The 20,402-nt window shown below is 56.5% G+C and carries 13 protein-coding genes, 1 tRNA gene and 2 pseudogenes; 11 read left to right on the top strand and 5 right to left on the bottom strand.

The genetic code is table 11. The features are described from left to right. Positions 1-201: 201 nt before the first annotated feature. From dnaK to PT275_RS09240, 6 genes and pseudogenes are all read left to right on the top strand, one after another. On the top strand, positions 202-2,100 hold the full coding sequence (dnaK, locus tag PT275_RS06895; RefSeq protein ID WP_277153555.1) for a molecular chaperone DnaK: 1,899 nt from the start codon (positions 202-204) through the stop codon (positions 2,098-2,100). Between the two features lie 185 nt (positions 2,101-2,285). Further along, a complete protein-coding gene (gene grpE / locus PT275_RS06890) occupies positions 2,286-3,023 on the top strand; it encodes a nucleotide exchange factor GrpE (RefSeq protein ID WP_277153687.1) in 738 nt (245 codons plus the stop codon). Positions 3,024-3,147: 124 nt separating this feature from the next. Further along, positions 3,148-4,164, top strand: coding sequence for a DnaJ C-terminal domain-containing protein (locus PT275_RS06885; RefSeq protein ID WP_277153554.1), 1,017 nt, complete (start codon positions 3,148-3,150; stop codon positions 4,162-4,164). A gap of 395 nt (positions 4,165-4,559) precedes the next feature. Further along, positions 4,560-5,252 carry a helix-turn-helix transcriptional regulator gene (locus PT275_RS06880; protein WP_277153553.1) on the top strand — a complete coding sequence of 231 codons (693 nt, stop codon included), beginning with the start codon at positions 4,560-4,562 and terminating at the stop codon, positions 5,250-5,252. 486 nt (positions 5,253-5,738) lie between these two features. Then, positions 5,739-6,284: pseudogene (locus PT275_RS06875) on the top strand (HAD family hydrolase); the annotation flags it as partial. 246 nt (positions 6,285-6,530) lie between these two features. After that, positions 6,531-6,737 (top strand): annotated as a pseudogene (locus PT275_RS09240) (HAD family phosphatase); the annotation flags it as partial. A gap of 37 nt (positions 6,738-6,774) precedes the next feature. Here the strand turns inward: PT275_RS09240 and PT275_RS06870 are convergent. The 5 genes from PT275_RS06870 to PT275_RS06850 form a co-directional block, all read right to left on the bottom strand. After that, a tRNA-Ala gene (locus PT275_RS06870) sits at positions 6,775-6,847 on the bottom strand. A gap of 284 nt (positions 6,848-7,131) precedes the next feature. Further along, on the bottom strand, positions 7,132-8,022 hold the full coding sequence (locus PT275_RS06865; RefSeq protein WP_277153552.1) for a lactate utilization protein C: 891 nt from the start codon (positions 8,020-8,022) through the stop codon (positions 7,132-7,134). Positions 8,023-8,025: 3 nt separating this feature from the next. Continuing rightward, positions 8,026-10,113, bottom strand: a complete 2,088-nt coding sequence (locus PT275_RS06860; RefSeq protein ID WP_277153551.1) for a LutB/LldF family L-lactate oxidation iron-sulfur protein — start codon at positions 10,111-10,113, stop codon at positions 8,026-8,028. Further along, on the bottom strand, positions 10,110-10,934 hold the full coding sequence (locus PT275_RS06855; protein ID WP_277153550.1) for a (Fe-S)-binding protein: 825 nt from the start codon (positions 10,932-10,934) through the stop codon (positions 10,110-10,112). The genes PT275_RS06860 and PT275_RS06855 overlap by 4 nt, the downstream gene beginning before the upstream one ends. Positions 10,935-11,884: 950 nt before the next feature. Continuing rightward, complete coding sequence (locus PT275_RS06850) at positions 11,885-12,610, bottom strand: VTT domain-containing protein (RefSeq protein WP_277153549.1); 726 nt, start codon at positions 12,608-12,610, stop codon at positions 11,885-11,887. Between the two features lie 968 nt (positions 12,611-13,578). Here PT275_RS06850 and PT275_RS06845 point away from each other — a divergent pair. The 5 genes from PT275_RS06845 to PT275_RS06825 all read left to right on the top strand — a co-directional run bounded on the left by PT275_RS06845 (position 13,579) and on the right by PT275_RS06825 (position 20,361). Next, positions 13,579-13,911 (top strand): hypothetical protein, encoded by a 333-nt coding sequence (locus PT275_RS06845; RefSeq protein WP_277153548.1) that lies wholly within the window; start codon positions 13,579-13,581, stop codon positions 13,909-13,911. Between the two features lie 167 nt (positions 13,912-14,078). Further along, positions 14,079-16,058, top strand: a complete 1,980-nt coding sequence (locus tag PT275_RS06840; RefSeq protein ID WP_277153547.1) for an isopeptide-forming domain-containing fimbrial protein — start codon at positions 14,079-14,081, stop codon at positions 16,056-16,058. A gap of 248 nt (positions 16,059-16,306) precedes the next feature. Continuing rightward, positions 16,307-17,365 carry a class C sortase gene (locus tag PT275_RS06835; protein ID WP_277153546.1) on the top strand — a complete coding sequence of 353 codons (1,059 nt, stop codon included), beginning with the start codon at positions 16,307-16,309 and terminating at the stop codon, positions 17,363-17,365. A 300-nt stretch (positions 17,366-17,665) separates the two neighbouring features. Next, positions 17,666-18,838 carry a LacI family DNA-binding transcriptional regulator gene (locus tag PT275_RS06830; protein ID WP_277153545.1) on the top strand — a complete coding sequence of 391 codons (1,173 nt, stop codon included), beginning with the start codon at positions 17,666-17,668 and terminating at the stop codon, positions 18,836-18,838. Positions 18,839-19,053: 215 nt separating this feature from the next. Beyond that, positions 19,054-20,361, top strand: coding sequence for an extracellular solute-binding protein (locus PT275_RS06825; RefSeq protein WP_277153544.1), 1,308 nt, complete (start codon positions 19,054-19,056; stop codon positions 20,359-20,361). Positions 20,362-20,402 lie beyond the last annotated feature (41 nt).

The raw sequence follows: 20,402 nt of genomic DNA, 5'->3' as shown, positions 1-20,402 counted from the left end.
CTTGAGCCAAAAAGACTCAAGTTTTTTCTCAATTTTGGGAATATAATTTGACAATACAAAGTTGAGTGAAGTAGGCTCAGGTTTTGGAACATCAATCAGGTGCGAACCTGGATGCGGACCGCGACAGGAAACGAAAGTCTCGGCGCGGCTTCCGGACCCGAGCGAACAGATGTGAAACGTAACGAATAAGGAGATACGAATATGGGACGTGCAGTAGGTATTGATTTGGGTACCACAAACTCTTGCATCGCAACGCTCGAAGGCGGCGAACCCACGGTCATCGTGAACGCCGAGGGCGCTCGCACCACCCCGTCGGTGGTCGCGTTCAGCAAGTCCGGCGAGATTCTCGTCGGCGAGGTCGCCAAGCGTCAGGCTGTGACCAACGTCGACCGCACCATCAGCTCGGTCAAGCGCCACATGGGCACTGACTGGTCGGTGGACATCGACGGCAAGAAGTGGACTCCGCAGGAGATTTCCGCACAGATTCTTATGAAGTTGAAGAGGGACGCCGAGGCGTACCTGGGCGAACCGGTGACCGACGCGGTCATCACCTGCCCTGCATACTTCAACGACGCACAGCGTCAGGCAACCAAGGACGCTGGCAAGATCGCAGGCCTCAACGTGCTGCGTATCATCAACGAGCCGACGGCTGCGGCACTGGCTTATGGCCTTGAAAAGGGCAAGGAAGACGAACGCATTTTGGTCTTCGACCTCGGCGGTGGCACCTTCGATGTGTCCCTGCTGGAGATCGGCAAGGACGACGACGGCTTCGCCACCATTCAAGTGCAGGCCACGAACGGCGACAACAAGCTCGGCGGCGACGATTGGGATCAGAAGATCATCGATTGGCTCGTGGGCGAAGTCAAGAACAAGTACGGCGTCGATCTGTCCAAGGACAAGATCGCTCTGCAACGCTTGAAGGAAGCCGCGGAACAGGCCAAGAAGGAACTTTCCAGCTCCACCGAGACCAACATCTCGATGCAGTATCTGGCCATGACCCCCGACGGCACGCCTGTCCACCTGGACGAGACGCTGACCCGAGCACACTTCGAGGAAATGACTTCCGACCTGCTCGGCCGTTGCCGCACGCCGTTCAACAACGTGCTGCACGACGCGAACATCTCGGTTTCCGAGATCGACCACGTGGTCCTCGTCGGCGGCTCGACCCGTATGCCGGCCGTCAAGGAACTCGTCAAGGAACTCACCGGCGGTAAGGCCGCGAACCAGTCCGTCAACCCGGATGAGGTTGTGGCGGTCGGCGCTGCGGTGCAGTCCGGCGTCATCAAGGGCGACCGCAAGGATGTCCTCTTGATCGACGTCACCCCGCTTTCCCTCGGCATCGAGACCAAGGGTGGCATCATGACCAAGCTCATCGACCGCAACACCGCCATCCCGACCAAGCGCAGCGAAGTCTTCTCGACCGCTGAGGATAATCAGCCTTCCGTGCTGATTCAGGTCTATCAGGGTGAGCGCGAGTTCGCCCGCGACAACAAGCCGTTGGGCACCTTCGAGCTGACAGGCATCGCTCCGGCTCCGCGTGGCGTCCCGCAGATCGAGGTCACCTTTGACATCGACGCGAACGGCATTGTGCACGTTTCCGCCAAGGACAAGGGCACCGGCAAGGAACAGTCCATGACCATCACCGGCGGATCCGCCCTCCCCAAGGACGAGATCGATCGCATGGTCAAGGAAGCCGAAGCCCACGAGGCCGACGACAAGAAGCGCAAGGAAGACGCCGAGACCCGCAACACCGCCGAATCCTTCGCCTATCAGATGGAGAAGATGGTCAACGACAACAAGGACAAGCTTTCCGATGATGTCGTCAAGGAAGTCACGGCCGATGTCAACGACCTGAAGGAAGCCCTGAAGGGCGACGACATCGACAAGATCAAGTCCGCCCAGGAGAAGCTGACCACTTCCTCGCAGAAGATCGGTCAGGCGCTCTATGCGCAGCAGGGTGCCGAAGGTGCCGCTGGCGCCGCGGGTGCCGGTGCTGCCGGTGCGGCGGGCGCAGGTTCCAGCTCGTCCTCGTCCGATGACGACGACGTGGTTGACGCCGAAGTCGTTGACGACGACGATGACAAGAAGGACAACAAGTAATCATGTCCGGGTTCGATAAGGACGACTATCTGAAGGATCTGCCGGATCCCGACGACGCATGGCTCAACTCCATGGCTGGGTTCGATGCGCCGGATGCAGGATTCGGCGGATCCCCGGATGGGGCCGGTTCCGCCGAACCCGAGCAGACTAGCGCCGGTGAAACCGGCGAAAAGGCGGGTGAAACAATGAGCTCCGAACAGTCGAATAACAAGGCCGACGACGAAGCGAAGCAGAACCCACAGGGTGCCGCCGCTTCAGCTGCCAACGACAACGACAATACGAATGCAAGCAACGGTTCCGCGCAAGCGGGTGCAAATACCGGCCAGGCTGACAACAGTCAAGCCAATGCTGCCGGTGCCGCGGCTGCCGCCAACGCTACTAACAGCGACAAGCAGACCGGTGACGGTGACGCAGACAAGGCAACCGGTGACGCAAGTAAGGCGGACGCGACCGACGCTGCCGATGGCAGGGACGGCGACAATACGCTGACACCGCTCGGGCAGGCGAAGAAGGAAGCCGCGGACTATCTCGATGCGCTCCAACGCGAGCGTGCCGAATTCGTCAACTTCCGCAATCGCGCGAAGAAAGAGCAGGAGATCTTCCGCCAGCACGGCATCATCGATGTGCTGACCGCGTTGCTCCCAGCTCTCGACGACATCGACCGTATCCGTGAGCACAGTGACCTGGACGATTCCTTCGCCGCTGTGGCCAACAAGATCGACAAGGCGTTCGAGAAGTTCGGCGTGGAGAAGTTCGGCAAGAAGGGTGAAACCTTCGATCCGACCAAACACGAGGCGATCCTCCACAAACCGGATGCCAACGCGACCGAAGAGACTGTGGACACCGTCGTAGAGGCGGGCTATCGCATCGGCGACCGGGTGATCCGGGCCGCCCGTGTGGTGGTGGCTTCCCCGAAGGCCTAGCGGGTTCCCGTAACGACGTAATACGTAGAGTGCGATTCCCCGCGTGGCCGGAGGGTCGCACTTATCGTTTGTGAAGTCGTTGCAGGAATGTACCGGCTTAGGGCCCGAAAAGGAGGGCAGTGATATGGCTGAGAATGAATGGCTAGATAAAGATTTTTACAAGGTGCTCGGCGTCTCCAAGGACGCGACGAGCGCGGAGATCACCAAGGCTTACCGCAAGCTCGCGCGTAAGTATCATCCGGATCTCAACAAGACCAAAGAGGCCGAGGAGAAGTTCAAGGACATCTCGGAGGCCTACGACGTGCTCAACAACGCCGATCAGCGGCGCAAGTACGATGCGATCCGCCAGTTCGCGGGCGGCGGCGCAAGGTTCGCCGGCGGGTCCGGGCAAGGCGGGTTCGGCGGGGGAGCCTCCGACTTCTCCGACATCTTCTCGATGTTCGGCGGAGGTGCGGGCGGCCCCGGTGGGGTTCGCTTCTCGACCTCCGGCGGCGGTCCGACCAACTTGAACGACATCTTCTCGATGTTCGGCAACGCGGGTTCGGGCTCGCCCTATGGCGCCGGTTACGGCGGCGGGTCGAGCAGCTACCGCGAACCGCAGGAAGCGGTGCGTGGCGATGATCTCACCAAGAACATCACGTTGACGTTCCGTCAAGCGGTGAAAGGCGCGACCATTTCGCTTACGTCTGGTGGACGCAAGTTCAAGGCCCACGTTCCGGCCGGTATGAGTGACGGAAAGAAGATGCGGCTTCCCGGCAGGGGCAAGCATGGCTCCAACGGCGGGTCCGCAGGCGATATGTACCTGAAGATTCACGTCAAGAACGATACGAAGTTCAGCCTCGACGGCAACAACATCGTGATGCCGTTGCCGGTCACCATCGGTGAGGCGGTGGCAGGTGCCCGTGTCAAGGTGCTTGATTTAGACGGCAAGGAAGTCACGTTCCGCGTGCCGGCTGGCACGTCGAGCGGTACCGAGGTTCGCATCGGCGGCAAGGGTGTTCCTGGCCGTGATGGTGACTTGGTCGGACGCATTGAGATTCGCGTGCCGAGCAGGCCCACCATGGCGCAGAAGCACGACGCCAAGGAGTTTGACAAGAACTCTGCCGAGTTCGTGGACGAGGTGGCCAAAGAGCGCGAGTGATTCGTGCGGCTACGGCTGATGGCAGAGCCGGATAGAGATGAATGATATTCGGCTTGAATGTTGCGGAAATGTGGGTTGGCGGTCGGTTTGCTGTGAACCGGCTGCCAAACCTGACAATGAAATGGCTGGTTGAAGAACCGTTGGTTTGGTTCGGGCTCCGGCTGAAATGTGTGGTTGACGTATTGATTTAATGGATCGCGACGATTGGTCGTATTCATCAAGTCAAGCGATAGGCTGTTTGATTGGTCTATGCGTGACTATGTAGGAACGTTGCGGATAGACCAATCAAGCAGTTCCAGGTTGGCTAGGCAGTTTGTATGACAATGACGGATAAAGCAGTCAGCGTCATACGTTATGAATGAAGTGACAGACAGTAACGAGCGGAGGTGAATGTAATGGCTCGGATTTCTCGTGAAGTACAGGCGCTCTACGGGTTGTGCGCCGTCGCGCTGGTCGAGAAGCGCGCGGATCTGGACGGTGCCGACGACGTCGGTTTCGATATCGATCTGCCGGTGTTCAGTGTCGGTCGTGCCGCGCAACTGGCCAACATCCATCCCCAGACACTGCGTCAATACGACCGTCAGGGGCTCATCGTTCCGCAGCGTACGGAAGGCGGCGCCCGCCGTTATTCCCTGCGTGATGTGCATAAGCTTGCCGAAGCCCAGCAGATGAGTCAGGAAGACGGCGTCAACCTCGCCGGCATCTCACGGATTCTCGACTTGCAGGAGGAGAACCGCCAGTTGCGGCGCGAGGTGAGACGTCTTGAACGTCCGCGTGGTTCCAGTATTTTTGCGGCTGATCCTGAAGGCGGAATCACCGAGATCCAGCGCTCGCGCCAGGCCCGTCGCTGGCGTCACGAGGTGCAGGCCCACACCCGTGAACTTCCCGGCCGGCCGTACTATGTCAACCAGGCTGCCGATCCGTATGCTTCCGGTTCGCAGAAGCCATCAGACGAGGACGGAGCCGATCTGACGCAGCAGCAAAGCGTTCACAAGCCCCGTCACGCAGCCAATTCTGATGGCGATTCGCATTCCGACCCGTTCGTCGATCCCCGTTCACTGGTCGTTTGGGGCCACTATTTCGATTGAGATGGCGACCTAACTTCAGCTAGCCGGATCCTGCTTCGTATCTGGCTGCAGCAAAAGCAGACATAATAGGTATCCATATCAGCGATAGTGGCGGATTGATGTGTTTCAATCGAAGATTTGATGGCCGGTTTTGAGTCGGCTGTGGCATCTGAAGCAGTTGCTCTTGTTCAGACGACCATGCGGTTGCTGACGTACTGACGTTTCCAACTGGCCCTCAGCTCGCTTCTCTGAGCGTCTACAAGGATGTCGATGCGGGTCGATGCGGAGGTGCTTGAAATATATGTTAAGAAGCGGTTGCCGACCATTCGGATGCCATGACAAGTTGTCTGTGATGCTGTGATTTTTTTAGATGTCCCTTTTGGACTACGAATTAGAAGTTTAAAATCTTGATAGAGCAGGAAGTGCCGATCCGTTTCCGAGCAGCGCAATGAATGTCAAGCGAAACTGTTGGAATGGAACCGTTACTTGGGTTTCGCAGTCACCAAGGTGTTTGGAAAGGAATCAGCATTGCACAAGGATATTGCAGCGGATGCAAACAGGCGTTTGGGGGAATCAGGCGGCGCGCTTAGGGCCGTGCTGTGGGATTTGGATGGCACGCTGATTGATTCGGAGCCATATTGGCATCAGGCTGAGATCGATGTCGCCCGCGAGCACGGCGGCTATTGGAACGAAGGCCTTGGCTGGGCTTGCTCGGGCAAGCCGATGCCGGTGGTCGGCGCAAAAATGGTGGAGAATGGTACCAGGTTGCCGGTTGACCAGATCACGCGGTTGGTGATTGGGGGCGTCGAACGTATGGAGGCGGAACGCCTGCCTTGGATTCCCGGGGTGGAAGACGTGTTGCGTTCGTTGGTTGCGGCCGGGATTCCGTCGGTGTTGGTGACGACGTCACCGCGAAGCTTGGCGCAGAACTTGGTGAACAAGGCTCCGAAGGGTGCGTTTGCCGGTTTTGTATGTGGCGATGACGACTTGCCTAAGAAGCCGAACCCTGCGCCGTATTTGGCCGCGGCAAAGATCGTGGGCATCGATATCCCGCAAGATATCGCGGCAGCCAACGGCATTGCTGGGACTTCGTCTGGGCAGTCCGGCCGATTGAATGATGACGCTGAGTTTGTTGCTCCTGTTGCTCCTGTTGCGAATGCCACGAATAGTTTCGATAGTGCGAACGGTACAAATAGTGCAGGCAGCGTGAGCGGAGCTAACGGCATCGACGGTGTGAATGTAACTAATGGTGCCAATAACGCGAATAGTAATTTAGTGCATGCTGATTTTTATCGCGAAATGGCACAATGTGTGGCCTTTGAGGATTCGATGACCGGCATCCGATCGGCTGCGGCTTCAGGCGCCACCACCATCGCGCAAACCGGCTACATCAAGACAGACACCTCCGCCGGCCCCCAGTTCGCCTCGATCGGCAATTACGATGGCATGACCGCAGAGGTCTTGGAACGATACGTAGAGCAGCGTATCGCCGCGATGGACGAATGAAAAAGGGCTTCCGGCGAAACGCCGAAAACCCTGCTTGTGGAGCTGATGGTAATCGAAACCACGACCTCTTCGATGCGAACGAAGCGCTCTACCAACTGAGCTACAGCCCCATGTCCCAAGTTTTCACTCAAGACAACGTTACATATTCTAGTACAACCCAGTCCCAAGCACAATCCGGCGGGTTGTCATGGCCGTATCCGATTCAGTCTATGATTTCGAGATTATTCGAGCCCGGCTTTTTCGTTGCTGTCAGATTCGGAATACAAAATGCGTCATTTCCAGCACTAAGTGGGGTATAGATGCTGGTAACAACGCATTTAAAGTTTCTAAATACGCCTTTTCCAGCATAAATGTGTGTGAACTGCTGGAAATGACGTATTTAGGGTCAGACCGGCTACATGTCTTCGACGACCAGATAGGTCATGTCGAGCGGGCCGTGGACGCCGACGACCAGGACCATCTCGATGTCGCCGGTCGATGAGGTGCCGGTGATGAAGTTGATGTTCGAGGTCTTGAGCTTGCCGGACTTCACGGCGGGTTCGTAGTAGTCCATCGCCTGGCGGGTTCGCGCCACGATCTTGGACTTGCGGATGATGCTCAGGTAGTGCACCGGCAGGAAATGGAACGCGCGGCCCTGGCCGGGAGTGGTCGGGGCGGTGATGGTGCAGGATTCCGCGCACAGGAAGTCCGCGAAACCGATGGCCGCCTCCGAATGATTCGCGGCTTCGACATTGGCCTCGCGGCCGGCTCCCGGCACCCAAAACGCCGGCTTCGGGTCGAGCCCGTCGCGCCATTGCTCCAGTCCGAACGCTTTATAGTTTTCGTCGTCGGTCGGCAATAGCAGCGAGGGTTTTGCCGAAGGGGATGAGGCAGGCGAGGTAGTGGGGGCGGAAGCGGCGTTGAAGGCGGCTGTAGCAGCGGAGGCAACGGATGAAGCCGCGTCTGGCGCAGTGGGGCCGGCTGAGGTGGCAGGGTTATCGGAAGCGGCGGCAGGATCGTCTATCGTAGATTGCTCGGCAACACTTGAATCGGCGGGCGGGATGGCCTTGGCTGCGATGAACGCATTCAGCGCGGTCGGCAGGTCGGCCTTGGTCGTGGTCTGGAAGTCCACATGAACCGCCGGGGCGTTCTTGCGTGCGATCTTAAGCAGCTCGTCCTGATCATGCCCGGAAAGCGTGGTCTCAGGCAGATCATTCACAGGTTCGAGCGGATGATCCTTGAGTTGGTGGCGCGGGCGTCCGCTTTTTTGCGCCAAATAGTCAAGAAATACTTCACGATCCGTCATGGCTCAGTCCTTCTTTCCCTTGTGCGCGGCGGTGTTTTTCGACGGTGTGGTTTCGGCAGCGCTGCCCGGTGTCGCGGCGGCATTTGCGGTACGCTTCGGCAGTGTGGTTTTGGGATTGGTTCCCGCGGTTGAGTTACTGGCGACGGCCTGTTGCACTACCTGATTGCCTGAGGCGGAAGCAGTGGCGGCAGAAGCGTTGGGTGTCACCGGCGCGTTGCCGCTGTCTGTGGCATTCGCGGCTTTTGATCGGCTTGTCCGTCTTTTTGGTTTGCCGTGTCGCTTGGTGTTGGCGGGGATGGCGATGCCGTGCCGCACCGCGTTTTCGTGCGAGGTGTGGGCGAGTATATTGCCGGTGCCGGCCTCCTCGATCGATCCCAAGGCCACTGGCACGGTGGCGTCCGAAAGCGGCGTGGTCTGCTCATGGCCGACTTTGCGCGCCGAAACGCTGTTGTCAAACGAGCCGAACTCCGGGGTATTGGGGTTCTTGGCGAGAATCTCGCGCTGCGCCTTGTCCCATTTCATGTCGTTGCCTGCGGCCTTGTACTGCGCCGTCTTGCGCTTGTTGAACCAGGTGCGGAAGTTCTTGGAATGGGCCGGCGGTTCCGGCAGATCGCGGACCTTGGTCCATCCGCCGAAGACGAACGGCATCCATTCCTCGTGTTTGCCGTTTTCGTCGAGGTTCCGTGCGGTGTCCGGCACGCGCGTACCCGTGGACGAATCCTTGTGTCCCTTCTTTGCGATGGTATTCATCGTGACGTGATCAAAGGTCAATGCGGTGCGGAAGAGCGAGGAATGGCCGGTACCCAAGCCGATGACTTTCATCACGGTGTCGGCGATGAGGTCGCCCATGTGCTTGTCGTTCATTTCGACCTCGCGGTGCTTGAGCAGCAGCTCGTGCAGCGGAATCTTCACGGGGCAGGTCGCGGTGCAGGCCGAGCACAGCGAGCAGGCGTACGGCAGGTCGTGGAAGTCCGCGTAGTCGCCTTGCAGCAACGGCGAAAGCACGGCGCCGATCGGCCCCGGGTAGATGGAGCCGTAGCCCTTGCCGCCGATGTTGCGGTAGATCGGGCAGACGTTCAGGCACGAAGCGCAGCGGATGCATTGCAGAATCGGCTCGAAATCGGTGCCCAAAGCGTTGGAACGCCCGTTGTCGACGATGACCACGTAAAAGTCCTCAGGCCCGTCGGCTTCGTCGGGGAGCTTCGGGGAAACGAAGCTGCAGTAGGAGGTGAGCTTGGAACCGACGGCGGAACGGACCAGCATATTGTCCATCGTCTCGGCCTCTTTAAGCGTCGGCACGATGCGTTCCATACCCATGACGACCACCTGCGTGGGCGCGATGGCCATGGAAAGGTCGGCGTTGCCCTCGTTGGTGACGATGTTGACCATGCCCTGGTCGGCGACGGCGAAGTTGCAGCCGGTGATGGACATGTCGGCCTCAAGGAACCGCTCGCGCAGCACCTTGCGGGAGAAACGCGCCTCGTGTTGCGGGTCGTTGTCGCCGGTGTAGCCGATTTTCTGGAACAGTTTCTGTACCTGATCGCGGTTCTTGTGCAGCGCCGGGAAGACTAGGTGGGAGGGTTCGTCCCAGTTGTCGAGTTCCAGAATGAACTCGGCCAGGTCGGTTTCGGTGACCTTGACATCGGGGATCTTCAGCAGTGCCTTGTCCAGTCCGATCTCGGAGGTGACCATGGACTTCGGCTTGACAATCTTGTGCGCCTGTTTCTTTTTGACCAGATCGGTGATGAAATCACGCGCCTCGACGTCGGTCTGTGCGAAGAAGACGTGCCCGCCGCGTTTTTCGACGTTGTTAGCGAATTCCTCAAGATAATCGGGAAGATAACGGATCGCCTGCTGGCGAATCTGCTCGCCGAGGTCGCGCCACCCCTCCCAGTTGCCGAGTTCCGCACGTGCGGTTTCGCGCTTGACCCACTGCGCGTCCTGTGCGTTGGAGATGGCGCGGTGCGCGAACTTGTCCTTCTCGCTGGTCTCGACGCGCTTGACGAAATCGGGGTCGCCGTATTGCAGCATCGTGCCGGTCCTCTTGCCGGTGCGTTTGAACATGGTGCCGTCCATTTTGGTGTTGCTCATACCAAGGCCTCCTCATGTGCGTTGGAATGTTGAAGGGCCTGCAAGTCGATGGCCTTGCGTTCGTCGGCGTTGACATACTTGACGCGGCTCATGTCGACATTGCTGTTGAGTACTTCCGCCAGATGCATGATGGTGATCTTTTTGCCGAGCCGGTTAAAACGGCCTCCGATGTTCATCAGGCATCCCGGATCGCAGGAGATCAGCACCTGCGCGCCGGTGCTTTCGACGTCCGCCACCTTCTCGTTGACCATTTGCTTGGAGACCGAAGGCACCTTCATCGAGAACATGCCGCCGAAACCGCAGCAGTTTTCGATATGCGGCAGTTCCTGCACCTTGAGTCCCTTGACGTGGTCCATGAGAATATACGGGCTCTCGCGCTCGCCGAGCAGACGGGTCATGTGGCAGGAACGATGGTACGTGGCTACGGCGTCGAGTTCCGCGCCGGCGTCGAGCACACCGAGCACGCGGTAGAGGAATTGCGAGAACTCGTAGGTCTTGCCGGCCATCGCGTGCGCTTTGGCCTTGTATTCGTCATCACCCTTGGGCAGGTGGAATTGCAGTTCCTTGAGCATATTGACGCAGGAACCTGCGGGACCGACGATGTAATCGGCATCGACGCTCATCAGGGCGTCGATCTCGTTGTGCATCGTAGCCGTGGATTCCTTGACATACCCGCTGTTATAGGTGATCTGCCCGCAGCAGATCTGTTGCATCGGCATGTAGGTTTCACAGCCGAACCTTTCCAGGACTTCGACCATGGCTTTCCCGACATTGGGGAATATCAGGTCGACCAGGCAGGTGGAGAAAATCACTACCTTCATCTTGACTCCTTCAAGTTGGCCTTAGATGTTATTGCTTTCAGGCTCCTGTCGATGGCTTCTTTGCACGTATATCCAACGTTCCATACTCCATCAAAAATAACCTTTAATATATAACGATATACTTTGAAAACCTCAGAAAAGACGTGTTTTATCATAAAAGAAAAATTGTCAACGTGAACTTGCTTACAAAAGTGTATTAAATTAGAGTTATTCAGTGTTGATTGTTGCAACAAAATCGGTAAAAATGCTTGCAAAACAAAAGAATAAGGAAAATTGGGGAAGAATATTTATGATGTATATCCACGAGGAATAAAGGCTATTCTGATACCTAAATTACTATTTTATAGTAAATATGTCCCTAAATTTGGTGGATTTAGGCATTTGTAATTAACAAATCGATAAATAATGTACAAAAATATATAACGTTTGACATCTATATAATGAACGTTTGACTCGTTCGTTTGGTGGCTTTGGTGGCAGATCAAGGGTCGCGCGCCGTTTCGGGTCGGATTGGGCAAGGTGTCAGGGAGATGCTCTCCGTATGGTATCGACGAGATAGTTGCTCAAGGAATCCCTGAGAGGGGATATGGGTCTATCGGTGGCAATGAGGAATGTCGGTTTACTCGTGGACGAAGAATGCCGACTTATCGACCAGTGAGAGCCCGCCATAGGGCAATGGCTGGTTTGATGGACCATCTTGATGAGTCGGTGGCCCAATGGTCGGTGGTTGGACATTCGTGGTCCATCGTCGGCGGCCGGTGAGCCTGTGGCCAATAGTTGGTAGCCGGTGGCCGGTGAGCCAATAGCGGGTAGCCGGTAGCCGAGGGTTGGTAGTTGGCCGTCCATGTTCGGTGGCCAGATAGTCGTTAGCCGATACCGTTAGCCGATGGCCGGCGAGAGCTGACAGCCACGATGGTCGACAGTTGATCAGCCAATAGTTGATCAGGCGATCAGTCGGATATTTCGCTTTCCTCGACGGTTACGGACGCACTTTGCGTGGTGTCGACTCCGTCTTTCTTCTTCTTGCCGAACTTGGCCTTGGCCAAGCCGATGATGGTCGGCAGCAACGAAATCACGAGAATGGCGACGATGACCAGCTCGAAGTTGTTCTGGACCACGGGGATACCGCCGAAGAAGTAGCCAAGCAGGGTGAACAGCGTCGACCAGGTCAGCCCACCCAGCGCCGAGAACGGGGTGAAACGGGACCAGCGCATGCCCGAAAGCCCGGAGATGAACGGCATGAACGTGCGGATAAACGGGAAGAAGCGTCCGAGGAAGACGGCGAGCGGACCCCACTTGTCGATCATGCCTTCCGTCTTGGCGAGGCGTTCGGGGGTCATCGCCTTGACCTTGCCGCTTTCGATGATCTTGCGGCCGAAGAAGCGGCCGATGAAGTAGTTGCACTGGTCGCCGATGATGGGCGCGCTCCAGACAATCGGTAGCAGCGCAATCAGGGGGAGCGCGGATTTGCCGGTTACGGCGTCGGGCGCAGCGAAGAAGCCGGCCGCGAAAAGCAGCGAGTCGCCAGGCAGGAACGGGAAGAAGACGACGCCGGTCTCGATGAAGACGATGAGGAAGATGAAGCCGAGTGTGGGCGCCACCCCCATCGAGATCCAACCGGCGATGATGGTTCGAGGGTCTTTCAGAAGCTCAATGAGGAAGTGAATGAAACCCATGATGTCCCGTCTATTGATGGTGTTTTGGTATCGCCTTGATCCTAAATTCTTCAAGGTGTTGCGCGAATCGCGCTTTTGGGAAACTCAGTAAGCGTCATAGGGCGTTGGCTCGGCATCTGTGTGGGACGTCATTTGCCTTTGGCTTGTAAGATTCCCGACTTTGACCACTGTATCAGCCGCGGTGTGGGAAAAGCTTGGCATTGTCTGAGTTTTCCATGAATCTGCACAAATTTGGGGAGGGAAGCGACCTGCGTTTATAGGCAATCTGGGAGGGTTGTTAACCGCGAATAAAAATTGATACAGACGATATACGCAACGGTATGGAAGTGAGGTGATACGAAGCCGATCGGTGGGGCGGGATTCGTCTCTTGCCGGCAGGGGCAATACAGGCTAGTTGAGGCTGCTGTTGTTGTGTGAGCAAGCTTTCGATAAGAGGAAGCAGGGAGCCGGGATTTTTCGCCGGCTTTGTCGAATAGTCGGAATCGATAATTAATATTGTATGTGAATATAATGTGAATGTTTTCACGAAAAGTACAATGTAATATTTTCTGATGGTTAAAAACTTAGCATTTGTGATTGTTTGTTAGCTTGATTGTATATCGTTTGATAGAATTAATTTAATAGCTTGTCTTATAAACATTTTTCTATTTTAGTGATATCTTTTGTCGAAATTTATTATATCAAAATGATGTTAAAAATTCATTTTTTTGGTCAAAGTATATAACTGTTATTCATTTCATCATTAGGTTTTAGCAATTTTTCCCATGTACATAAAAAACAGGAGACTGAATACAACGTGTGTAATCGAAATTTATACAAAATTTCAGGTTATTGCGTCAAACGATAATCATTATGCCTCTTATAAGCCTTTGTCTAAAAGGTTGTAAGTGGTTTAATGAAGTAAAGTGATTTTTTGAAACGCGTCGGGCTGAATAAAAAAGCCGTTGTGTGTGTGAGCGGTGGTAGTGATGATTGTCCTGGTTTCGACGCCCGCCCAGCCTGAACTCGACGGTTACTTCAAACTGGTTACGTGGCCGATTACCGCCACACCGACCACGAGCGATCCCAGCTTCCCAATCAATGCAAGCGATCCGGACAACACCTCGACCCGAGATGTGCGTGTGGGGACCGCCATGGTACAGTCGGACGGAACTTGGAGCATGGACGACAATACGCAGATTAACCCGCTGCTTCAGGATCATGTGCGTTATCACGCTTGGCAGACGGAAGAGACCGGCGGGTACTTCGCTTTCCGGTACGTTCGTTCCAGCTTGATACATAAGGGGGCGCATGCGGAATGATACGTCCCTGTCGAGGTTCCAAAGAGGCGATGCATGTGGTACCGCGTTGCAGACCTAGCCCGAAGAGCTACAGCACCATAGGGATTTGATAACTTCATTGACCAAAACAAACAATATCTCAATCTTGTAACAGGGGATTGAACAAGAAAGAAAGGGCTAACCCAATTATGAGTAGCAAAAAGCTTCGCGCGCTGGCAGCAGGCGCGATTGCGGCGGCGACATTGCTGGCATTCTCGCCGTTAGGCGGCGTCGCCAATGCGGCGACGCAGACCATGCCGATGTCCGGTGCCACGGCGCCCAATATCGTCATCAACGGCACCGCGGGCAATATGCAGGGCCACAAGTTCGTGGCTGTGAAAATCGGTGACTATCTCACCGCCCAGTATGACGACACCACCCCTAACTCCAGCACCGGAACTCCTGGTACGTTGACCTCGGTTTCCGTAGGCACCACGGCAACAGCCAAGGCCGCCGCAACAGATGCTCTTGCAACCGCGAAAGGCAGCACCGCACCGGACACCGGCTATGACGGCAACCCGGTCGGTGAGGTCGCTTCGAAATGGCTTGGCTATGCCGCCACAGGCTCGCAAGATACCACGTCGAACAGCGCAAATGCGGCTTGGAGCGGCAAGCTGCGTGACTTCGTCACCGATCTGATGAAGAGCAACGCTCAGAATGGCTCGAACCAGAAGTTCAGTGATTTGGTGGCTGCCCAGTCAGGCAATCAGATCACGGCGGCTTTGGTCGGCGGTACCACGTACTCCGCGAGCATTCCGGTGAGCTCTCCTGGCATCTACGTCGTCGTCGATACGACAACGCAAGTGCTTACCACGGGAAGCACGGCTCTCAAGAACGCTATCCCGATGCTTGTGAGCACTGGCATCACCTACAACAGCAATGACTACACCCAGCTCGGGGCCATCACCCTGGGCAAGGTGGACATGAAGAACGATGTACCCTCGGTGAAAAAACAACTTGACTCATCGCAGGATAATTCGGACAATTCGATCGGTGGCAGATTGCATTACAAACTGACCAGTACGGTTCCGTTGACCACCGGATATGACCACTATCTGTTTGCGATGACCGATCATCCGGGTGTCGGCCTCACCTTTGATTCCAGCGTCACGCCTGTGGTAAAGGTTGATGGCACTACACTGACTGCATCGAATAATTACACCTTCAACCATAGTGAAGATGCTGCCGGCAACACAACGTATATGGTCTTTGATCTGTCGCCTTCCATCCGCAACCAGACCTATGGCAAGGATATCGTCATCACCTATGCGATGAAGATCAACGACCATGCGCTCAGTGGCCAGCCTCTGAAGAACGGTGTGACCGTCGCGTATTCCAACGACACCAACCACCAGTCCAGCACCGATAACGCGCAAACGGACAATAACGGCAACGTCGTCAACTGCGTGCCGACTCCCTCTTCTCCGAGTCCCTGCACCAACGGTGGCGTCACCAATGATGCCAGCCAAGATGGCACCAATAGCCCAAGCGGCGTCAATTCCTACTTCCGTCATTTCGATGTCATGAAGGTGAAGAAGGCCGACGGCACTGGCTTGGCCGGCGCTACTTTCCAGCTGACCAAGAAGGGTGACTCCACTCCGATCAAGTTCCTGAAGACCGCCAATGGCGCGTACAAGAAGGCTGCCGATCAGAACGAAACCGGAGCGACTGCTGATCTTGTGGTCTTCTCTGGCACCGCCGTCACGCCGGCACCCGCCGATAGCCCAAGTTCCAATGGTCAACTGCAGATCGACGGTCTCGCCGATGGCATCTACACGCTCAAGGAGACCGTTGCTCCCAGCAGCTATTCCTCCACGTTTTTGCCTTCCACGGACGTGCAGGTCGGCGGCAAGAGCACCGATCTTTCCAAGTCTCAGTTCGCGAACACGGCTGATGCCGTCTACGGCCTGATCGGCGCCACGAACACCGTCGCTTCCGGTTCCACCCCTGCGGCGCTGGGTGACGTTGATATGGCAGCCGGCAAGGCTGTTGTGGTCAACAACATCAACTCGATTTCCCAGCTGCCTCTCACCGGTGGCGTCGGCATTCTGCTGATGCTGCTTGTGATCGTGGTGCTCGCCATGATCGTCGCGGCGCTCGTCATGGCCCGACGCAAGCTGCGCAAGTGAGGCTCGGCTTTCGCAAAGGTTTCTGAAAATTACTTTTCGTTGAAACCTTTCCGAAAGCGATGATGAAATGAGAATGGCAAGAAGGGCGTGAACCGTAACGGTTGCGCTTTTCTTGCCATTCTCATCTGTTTGCTTCGTCGGGTCCGCCGATTCGGATTCGTGTGTTCCGATTGTGGTTATGCCAATCGTTGAGCGTTGTTTTTCAGGCATGGCGCTTGTGCGTTACCCTTGCCCTAAAGGAGACTTGTATGGTGTCGTCTAACGGCGATAAAGCGGGACTTTCGCTTGTCTCGGACGTTTCTTTCGCTGCGGTTTTGCGTGAGCCGGAAGAGGGAAAGAACCCGTTTCGCCGGGCGGCGGTTCTTGGCGTCGACGCTCTTATCGCCGTTTTCCTTGTGGCGCTTATCGTCGCCCTTGCGTGGTTCCCCGTGCGTTGGCTTTCCGATATGAACCTCGAACGCGAGATGACGGAAAGCAGCAATGCCCGTTTTGATTCCTGGCCGCAAGGCAAGATCGCTGACGAATATGCTAGGGCGCAGGCCTATAACCGCAAGATCGCCGAGTCCGGGCAGGCCACTCTGGGCGAGTTCGCCGACCCTTTCTCCAAAGGTGCCGACGCAGACAAGCCGATAAGTGAAAAAGACACCGATTACCTTTCCCTGCTCAACGACGGAACAGGGATGATGGGCACCATTCGTATACCCAAGGTTTCCGTACGAATGCCGATTTTCCACGGCACGTCCGAGGATGTTCTGCGTCATGGTGCCGGCCACCTTTACGGCACAAGCCTGCCGGTCGGCGGCCCGTCGACCAACGCTGTTTTGAGTGGGCACAGCGGCCTGCCGGGAGCATTGCTGTTCACCAGAATCGATGAGCTCAAAAAGGGCGATTTCTTCTATATTCAGACCCTGAACCACACCATGGGCTACCTGATCACCGGCATCCACATCATCAAGCCGGACGATACCCACCTCTACAAAATCGTTCCTGGCCAAGATCTGGTGACGCTGATGACCTGCACGCCTTACGGCATCAACACCGAACGTCTGATCATCACCGGAAGCCGCCGGTCCATCCCCGATCCGATTCCGGACCTCGACCATACCCAGAATGACGGCATCCTTAACGGCATCGTCACCGGTCTGGTCATATTCTTCGTCGGTGTGACCGTGACCAGAATCCGGCACAAGAAGCCGCGCCCGATTCGCCATGCGCTTGTCGGCGGACAGCCCCCGAGATTCTGGCAGCGTCGTCGCCGCGCTGCGCTGCACCCGACGGCCCGGCATGGTGGTAGCGACGGCCACTAAGCCGTCCGTGCTTGGTTTCCCCGTATCTGTAAGTCAATTGGCCGTCCCTGTCTGGTTTTTATGGAGTTATTGAAGCTTCTGCGTTGAGACCAGGCAAAGCCAGTAACGGGCCGCAGGCCGCCCTATACTAGACAAAATAATGAGAAACGTTCAAGAAACCAAAGTGATTGACATCTTGATAAAACCTCATCTATTCTGAAGCTACATATTTCGAAACGTTTCGACTGATTTCTTAAGATTGAGACGTTGAAGACGGGCCCGGCGGACCCGGCTTTACGTGCACGGTAAGGGAGGCGACGCATGGCAGGCATCAAGGATGTTGCAAAGGCCGCGGGCGTGTCCGTTTCCACTGTGTCCTATGTGCTTTCCGGCAAGCGATCCATTTCCTCGAAAACCACCGACAAGGTTCTCAAAGCCATCGATGAGCTCGGCTACATCCCCGACGCCAGCGCGCAGAAGATGCGTGGCCAGCTGAACCACATCATCGCCATCAGCGAACCGATGCACGAGGGGCTGAACCAAATGCAATACAGCACCTACTTCATGCAGTCCGCGTGGCAGGCCAGAAGCGCCGGTTATGATGTGTTGCTGCTGACAGGCCCCGATGCTGTGGCGGATATCGAACGTGTGACCCACAGCAACCTCGTCGACGGGGTGCTTCTACTCGACGTCGAACAGCGCGATGCGCGCGTGGCACAGGCGGCCCGCTATCACAAGCCGTGCGTCGCCATCGGCTTGCCGCAAAGCCACAAGGACTGTGCCTGCATCGACATCGATTTCGCCAAGATGGGGCGTCGAAGCGCCGACAGGCTTTTCGCGCTGGGGCATCGCCGGGTTGCGCTGCTGCGCGCCCAGGAAATCGACTACGAGCGCCATGCCGGTTATCTGTTGCTCTTCCGCGACGCGTTCCTCGACCGTGCACGACAGATTGGCCTCGACGTCTTCGAATCCGGTCCGGTCGACAACGCGACATTCGACGTCAGGAAATTCGTCACCGGTATGCTCGCCAAGACCCCGCGTCCGACGGCTTTGGTCAGCCAATCCGGCGTCAATATCCTCAACCTGACGGTCACCGCGCTGATGGCGGCAGGCCTGAAGGTTCCCGATGACATCTCAGTGCTTTCCTGCGGCACGTTCCTGCGCGACGAGCCGATGCGTCGGCCGGTGAGCGAGGAACCGTTCGAACCGGAACGGCTCTGCTCGATAGCCATGGGCTCGCTGATTTCCGCCATCGAGAACCGTCAGAGCATTGCCGGCGAAGTGACGCTGATCGATCCCAAATTCGTCGATCGTGGTTCGCTTGCTTCGGCTCCGGCGCAGGCCACGCAGAATGCGGGCCTTGTCAACGACGGGACACCGACTCCCGCTTCCTCTTCGGTTGCCCGAATCCAGGCGAACGAAAAAATCTCGACTTCAAGACCAATCGTTCCTTCCCGCGAGAGCAGGGACCTGGAAGGGGAGCTTATGGATTGATACCATAACAAACATTGAGTTTGAGTGAAGGACCAAGGCTTTGCCGGCCAGGCTTTCAGCGATGAGGGCCCGTGCGGCGCGTGGCTTTGATTCCGCCTTTCAATGGAGCAAGGAAACCATAGCGAAAACAAGAATGGTTTACTGTCCTGTTAATCGAAACGTTTCGATTATTGTTTGAATAATTTCATTCATCCGTGGAAGTTCAAGGAGGAAAGATGAAGATAAGGAAGATTGCCGCGGCGGCGCTTGCGGCGGTGCTGTCGGTGACGGCGCTTTCGGCCTGCGGGTCGAGCAACGCCCAGGACGACGCACACCCGCAAAGCATTTCGTTCTGGTACTATGACCTGCCTACCGCGGCCCAGACCGCGGCCTGGAAGAAGGCGGCCGACCAGTTCACCCAACAGACCGGCGTCAAGGTGAGATTCGAGGTCAAGTCGTTCACGCAGATCGCGCAGAACTCCAGCCAGTTCCTCGACTCGAACCAAGCCCCGGACATCATGGAGTCCAATCGTGGCAACGGTTCGGCGGGGATGCTTTCCTCGATGGAGCTGTTGAGCGATTTGAAGCCGTATGTCAAGAAATACGGTTGGGACAAGAAGATCACCAAGGCTGATGCCTCGATCGCCAAGTATGACGCGATGGGGATTATGGACGGCACCAAGTGGGTCGGTCTGCCGAGCTATGCCGAATACCAGCGTGTGTATTACAACAAGACGCTGTTCGACAAGTACGGCATCAAGATCCCCACCACGATGGCCGAATTCGAGCAGGCGTGCAGCCAGTTCAAGTCGCACGGCATCACCCCGATCGCTGCCGACGCCCAGGAATACGGCGTGATGTGGCTCTGGTGGTCGCTTGTGGGAACGAAGGCCGACAAGAAGTTCATCGATGACTGGCAGATGTACAAGCACGATGTCAACTGGAATTCCGAGCCGCTGACCTACGCCACCAACACAATCAACGACTGGGTCAAGAAAGGCTACATCTCCCGCAGCGCCACCGGCCTCAAGGCCGAAGACACCACGAACTCCTTCATCAAGGGCAATCAATATCCGATCTACCAGACCGGAACATGGAACCAAAGCCGTTTCGTCGACCAGATCAAGAACTTCGAATGGACTGCCGCCGCGCTGCCGGGCACCAAGATGCTTCAGGGATGCACGGGCAACCTGCTGACCATCCCGACCAAATCGCACCATAAGGATCTGGCGGCGAAGCTTTTGAACAACGTGCTTTCCGAGGAGAACCAGGACGGTATCGGCAACGCCGGCGGCATCCCGCTTGCGGCCAATATGAGCAAGATCACCAACGTGAAGAACCAGGAGATGATCAAGGAGTATTCGCAGTATTCCCAGAAGGGCGACCTTTCCTACTACCCGGATTATCCAGCGTCCAACCTGACCGACGACATCTCCGCACAGTTCCAGGAGCTTGTCAACGGCACCAAAACACCCAAGCAGGTGCTCGACTCACTTCACAAGTCCTACGACACCGGTGTGGTCGATATGGGCTTCAAGGACTAAAGCGGCGTCCGCTGTTACGCTTCGGCTCGATTCGTCGGACC

It is taken from the genome of Bifidobacterium sp. ESL0745 (assembly GCF_029433335.1).
Taxonomy (GTDB): domain Bacteria; phylum Actinomycetota; class Actinomycetes; order Actinomycetales; family Bifidobacteriaceae; genus Bifidobacterium.
Note: the sequence above shows the minus strand (reverse complement) of the source record. Positions and strands in the feature narration are given on the sequence as shown.

Bases quoted from the DNA above. Each gene is read 5' to 3' on its own strand.
- dnaK (WP_277153555.1), top strand. From the start codon at position 202: ATGGGACGTGCAGTAGGTATTGATTTGGGTACCACAAACTCTTGCATC.
- grpE (WP_277153687.1), top strand. From the start codon at position 2,286: ATGAGCTCCGAACAGTCGAATAACAAGGCCGACGACGAAGCGAAGCAG.
- PT275_RS06885 (WP_277153554.1), top strand. From the start codon at position 3,148: ATGGCTGAGAATGAATGGCTAGATAAAGATTTTTACAAGGTGCTCGGC.
- PT275_RS06880 (WP_277153553.1), top strand. From the start codon at position 4,560: ATGGCTCGGATTTCTCGTGAAGTACAGGCGCTCTACGGGTTGTGCGCC.
- PT275_RS06865 (WP_277153552.1), bottom strand. From the start codon at position 8,022: ATGACGGATCGTGAAGTATTTCTTGACTATTTGGCGCAAAAAAGCGGA.
- PT275_RS06860 (WP_277153551.1), bottom strand. From the start codon at position 10,113: ATGAGCAACACCAAAATGGACGGCACCATGTTCAAACGCACCGGCAAG.
- PT275_RS06855 (WP_277153550.1), bottom strand. From the start codon at position 10,934: ATGAAGGTAGTGATTTTCTCCACCTGCCTGGTCGACCTGATATTCCCC.
- PT275_RS06850 (WP_277153549.1), bottom strand. From the start codon at position 12,610: ATGGGTTTCATTCACTTCCTCATTGAGCTTCTGAAAGACCCTCGAACC.
- PT275_RS06845 (WP_277153548.1), top strand. From the start codon at position 13,579: ATGATTGTCCTGGTTTCGACGCCCGCCCAGCCTGAACTCGACGGTTAC.
- PT275_RS06840 (WP_277153547.1), top strand. From the start codon at position 14,079: ATGAGTAGCAAAAAGCTTCGCGCGCTGGCAGCAGGCGCGATTGCGGCG.
- PT275_RS06835 (WP_277153546.1), top strand. From the start codon at position 16,307: ATGGTGTCGTCTAACGGCGATAAAGCGGGACTTTCGCTTGTCTCGGAC.
- PT275_RS06830 (WP_277153545.1), top strand. From the start codon at position 17,666: ATGGCAGGCATCAAGGATGTTGCAAAGGCCGCGGGCGTGTCCGTTTCC.
- PT275_RS06825 (WP_277153544.1), top strand. From the start codon at position 19,054: ATGAAGATAAGGAAGATTGCCGCGGCGGCGCTTGCGGCGGTGCTGTCG.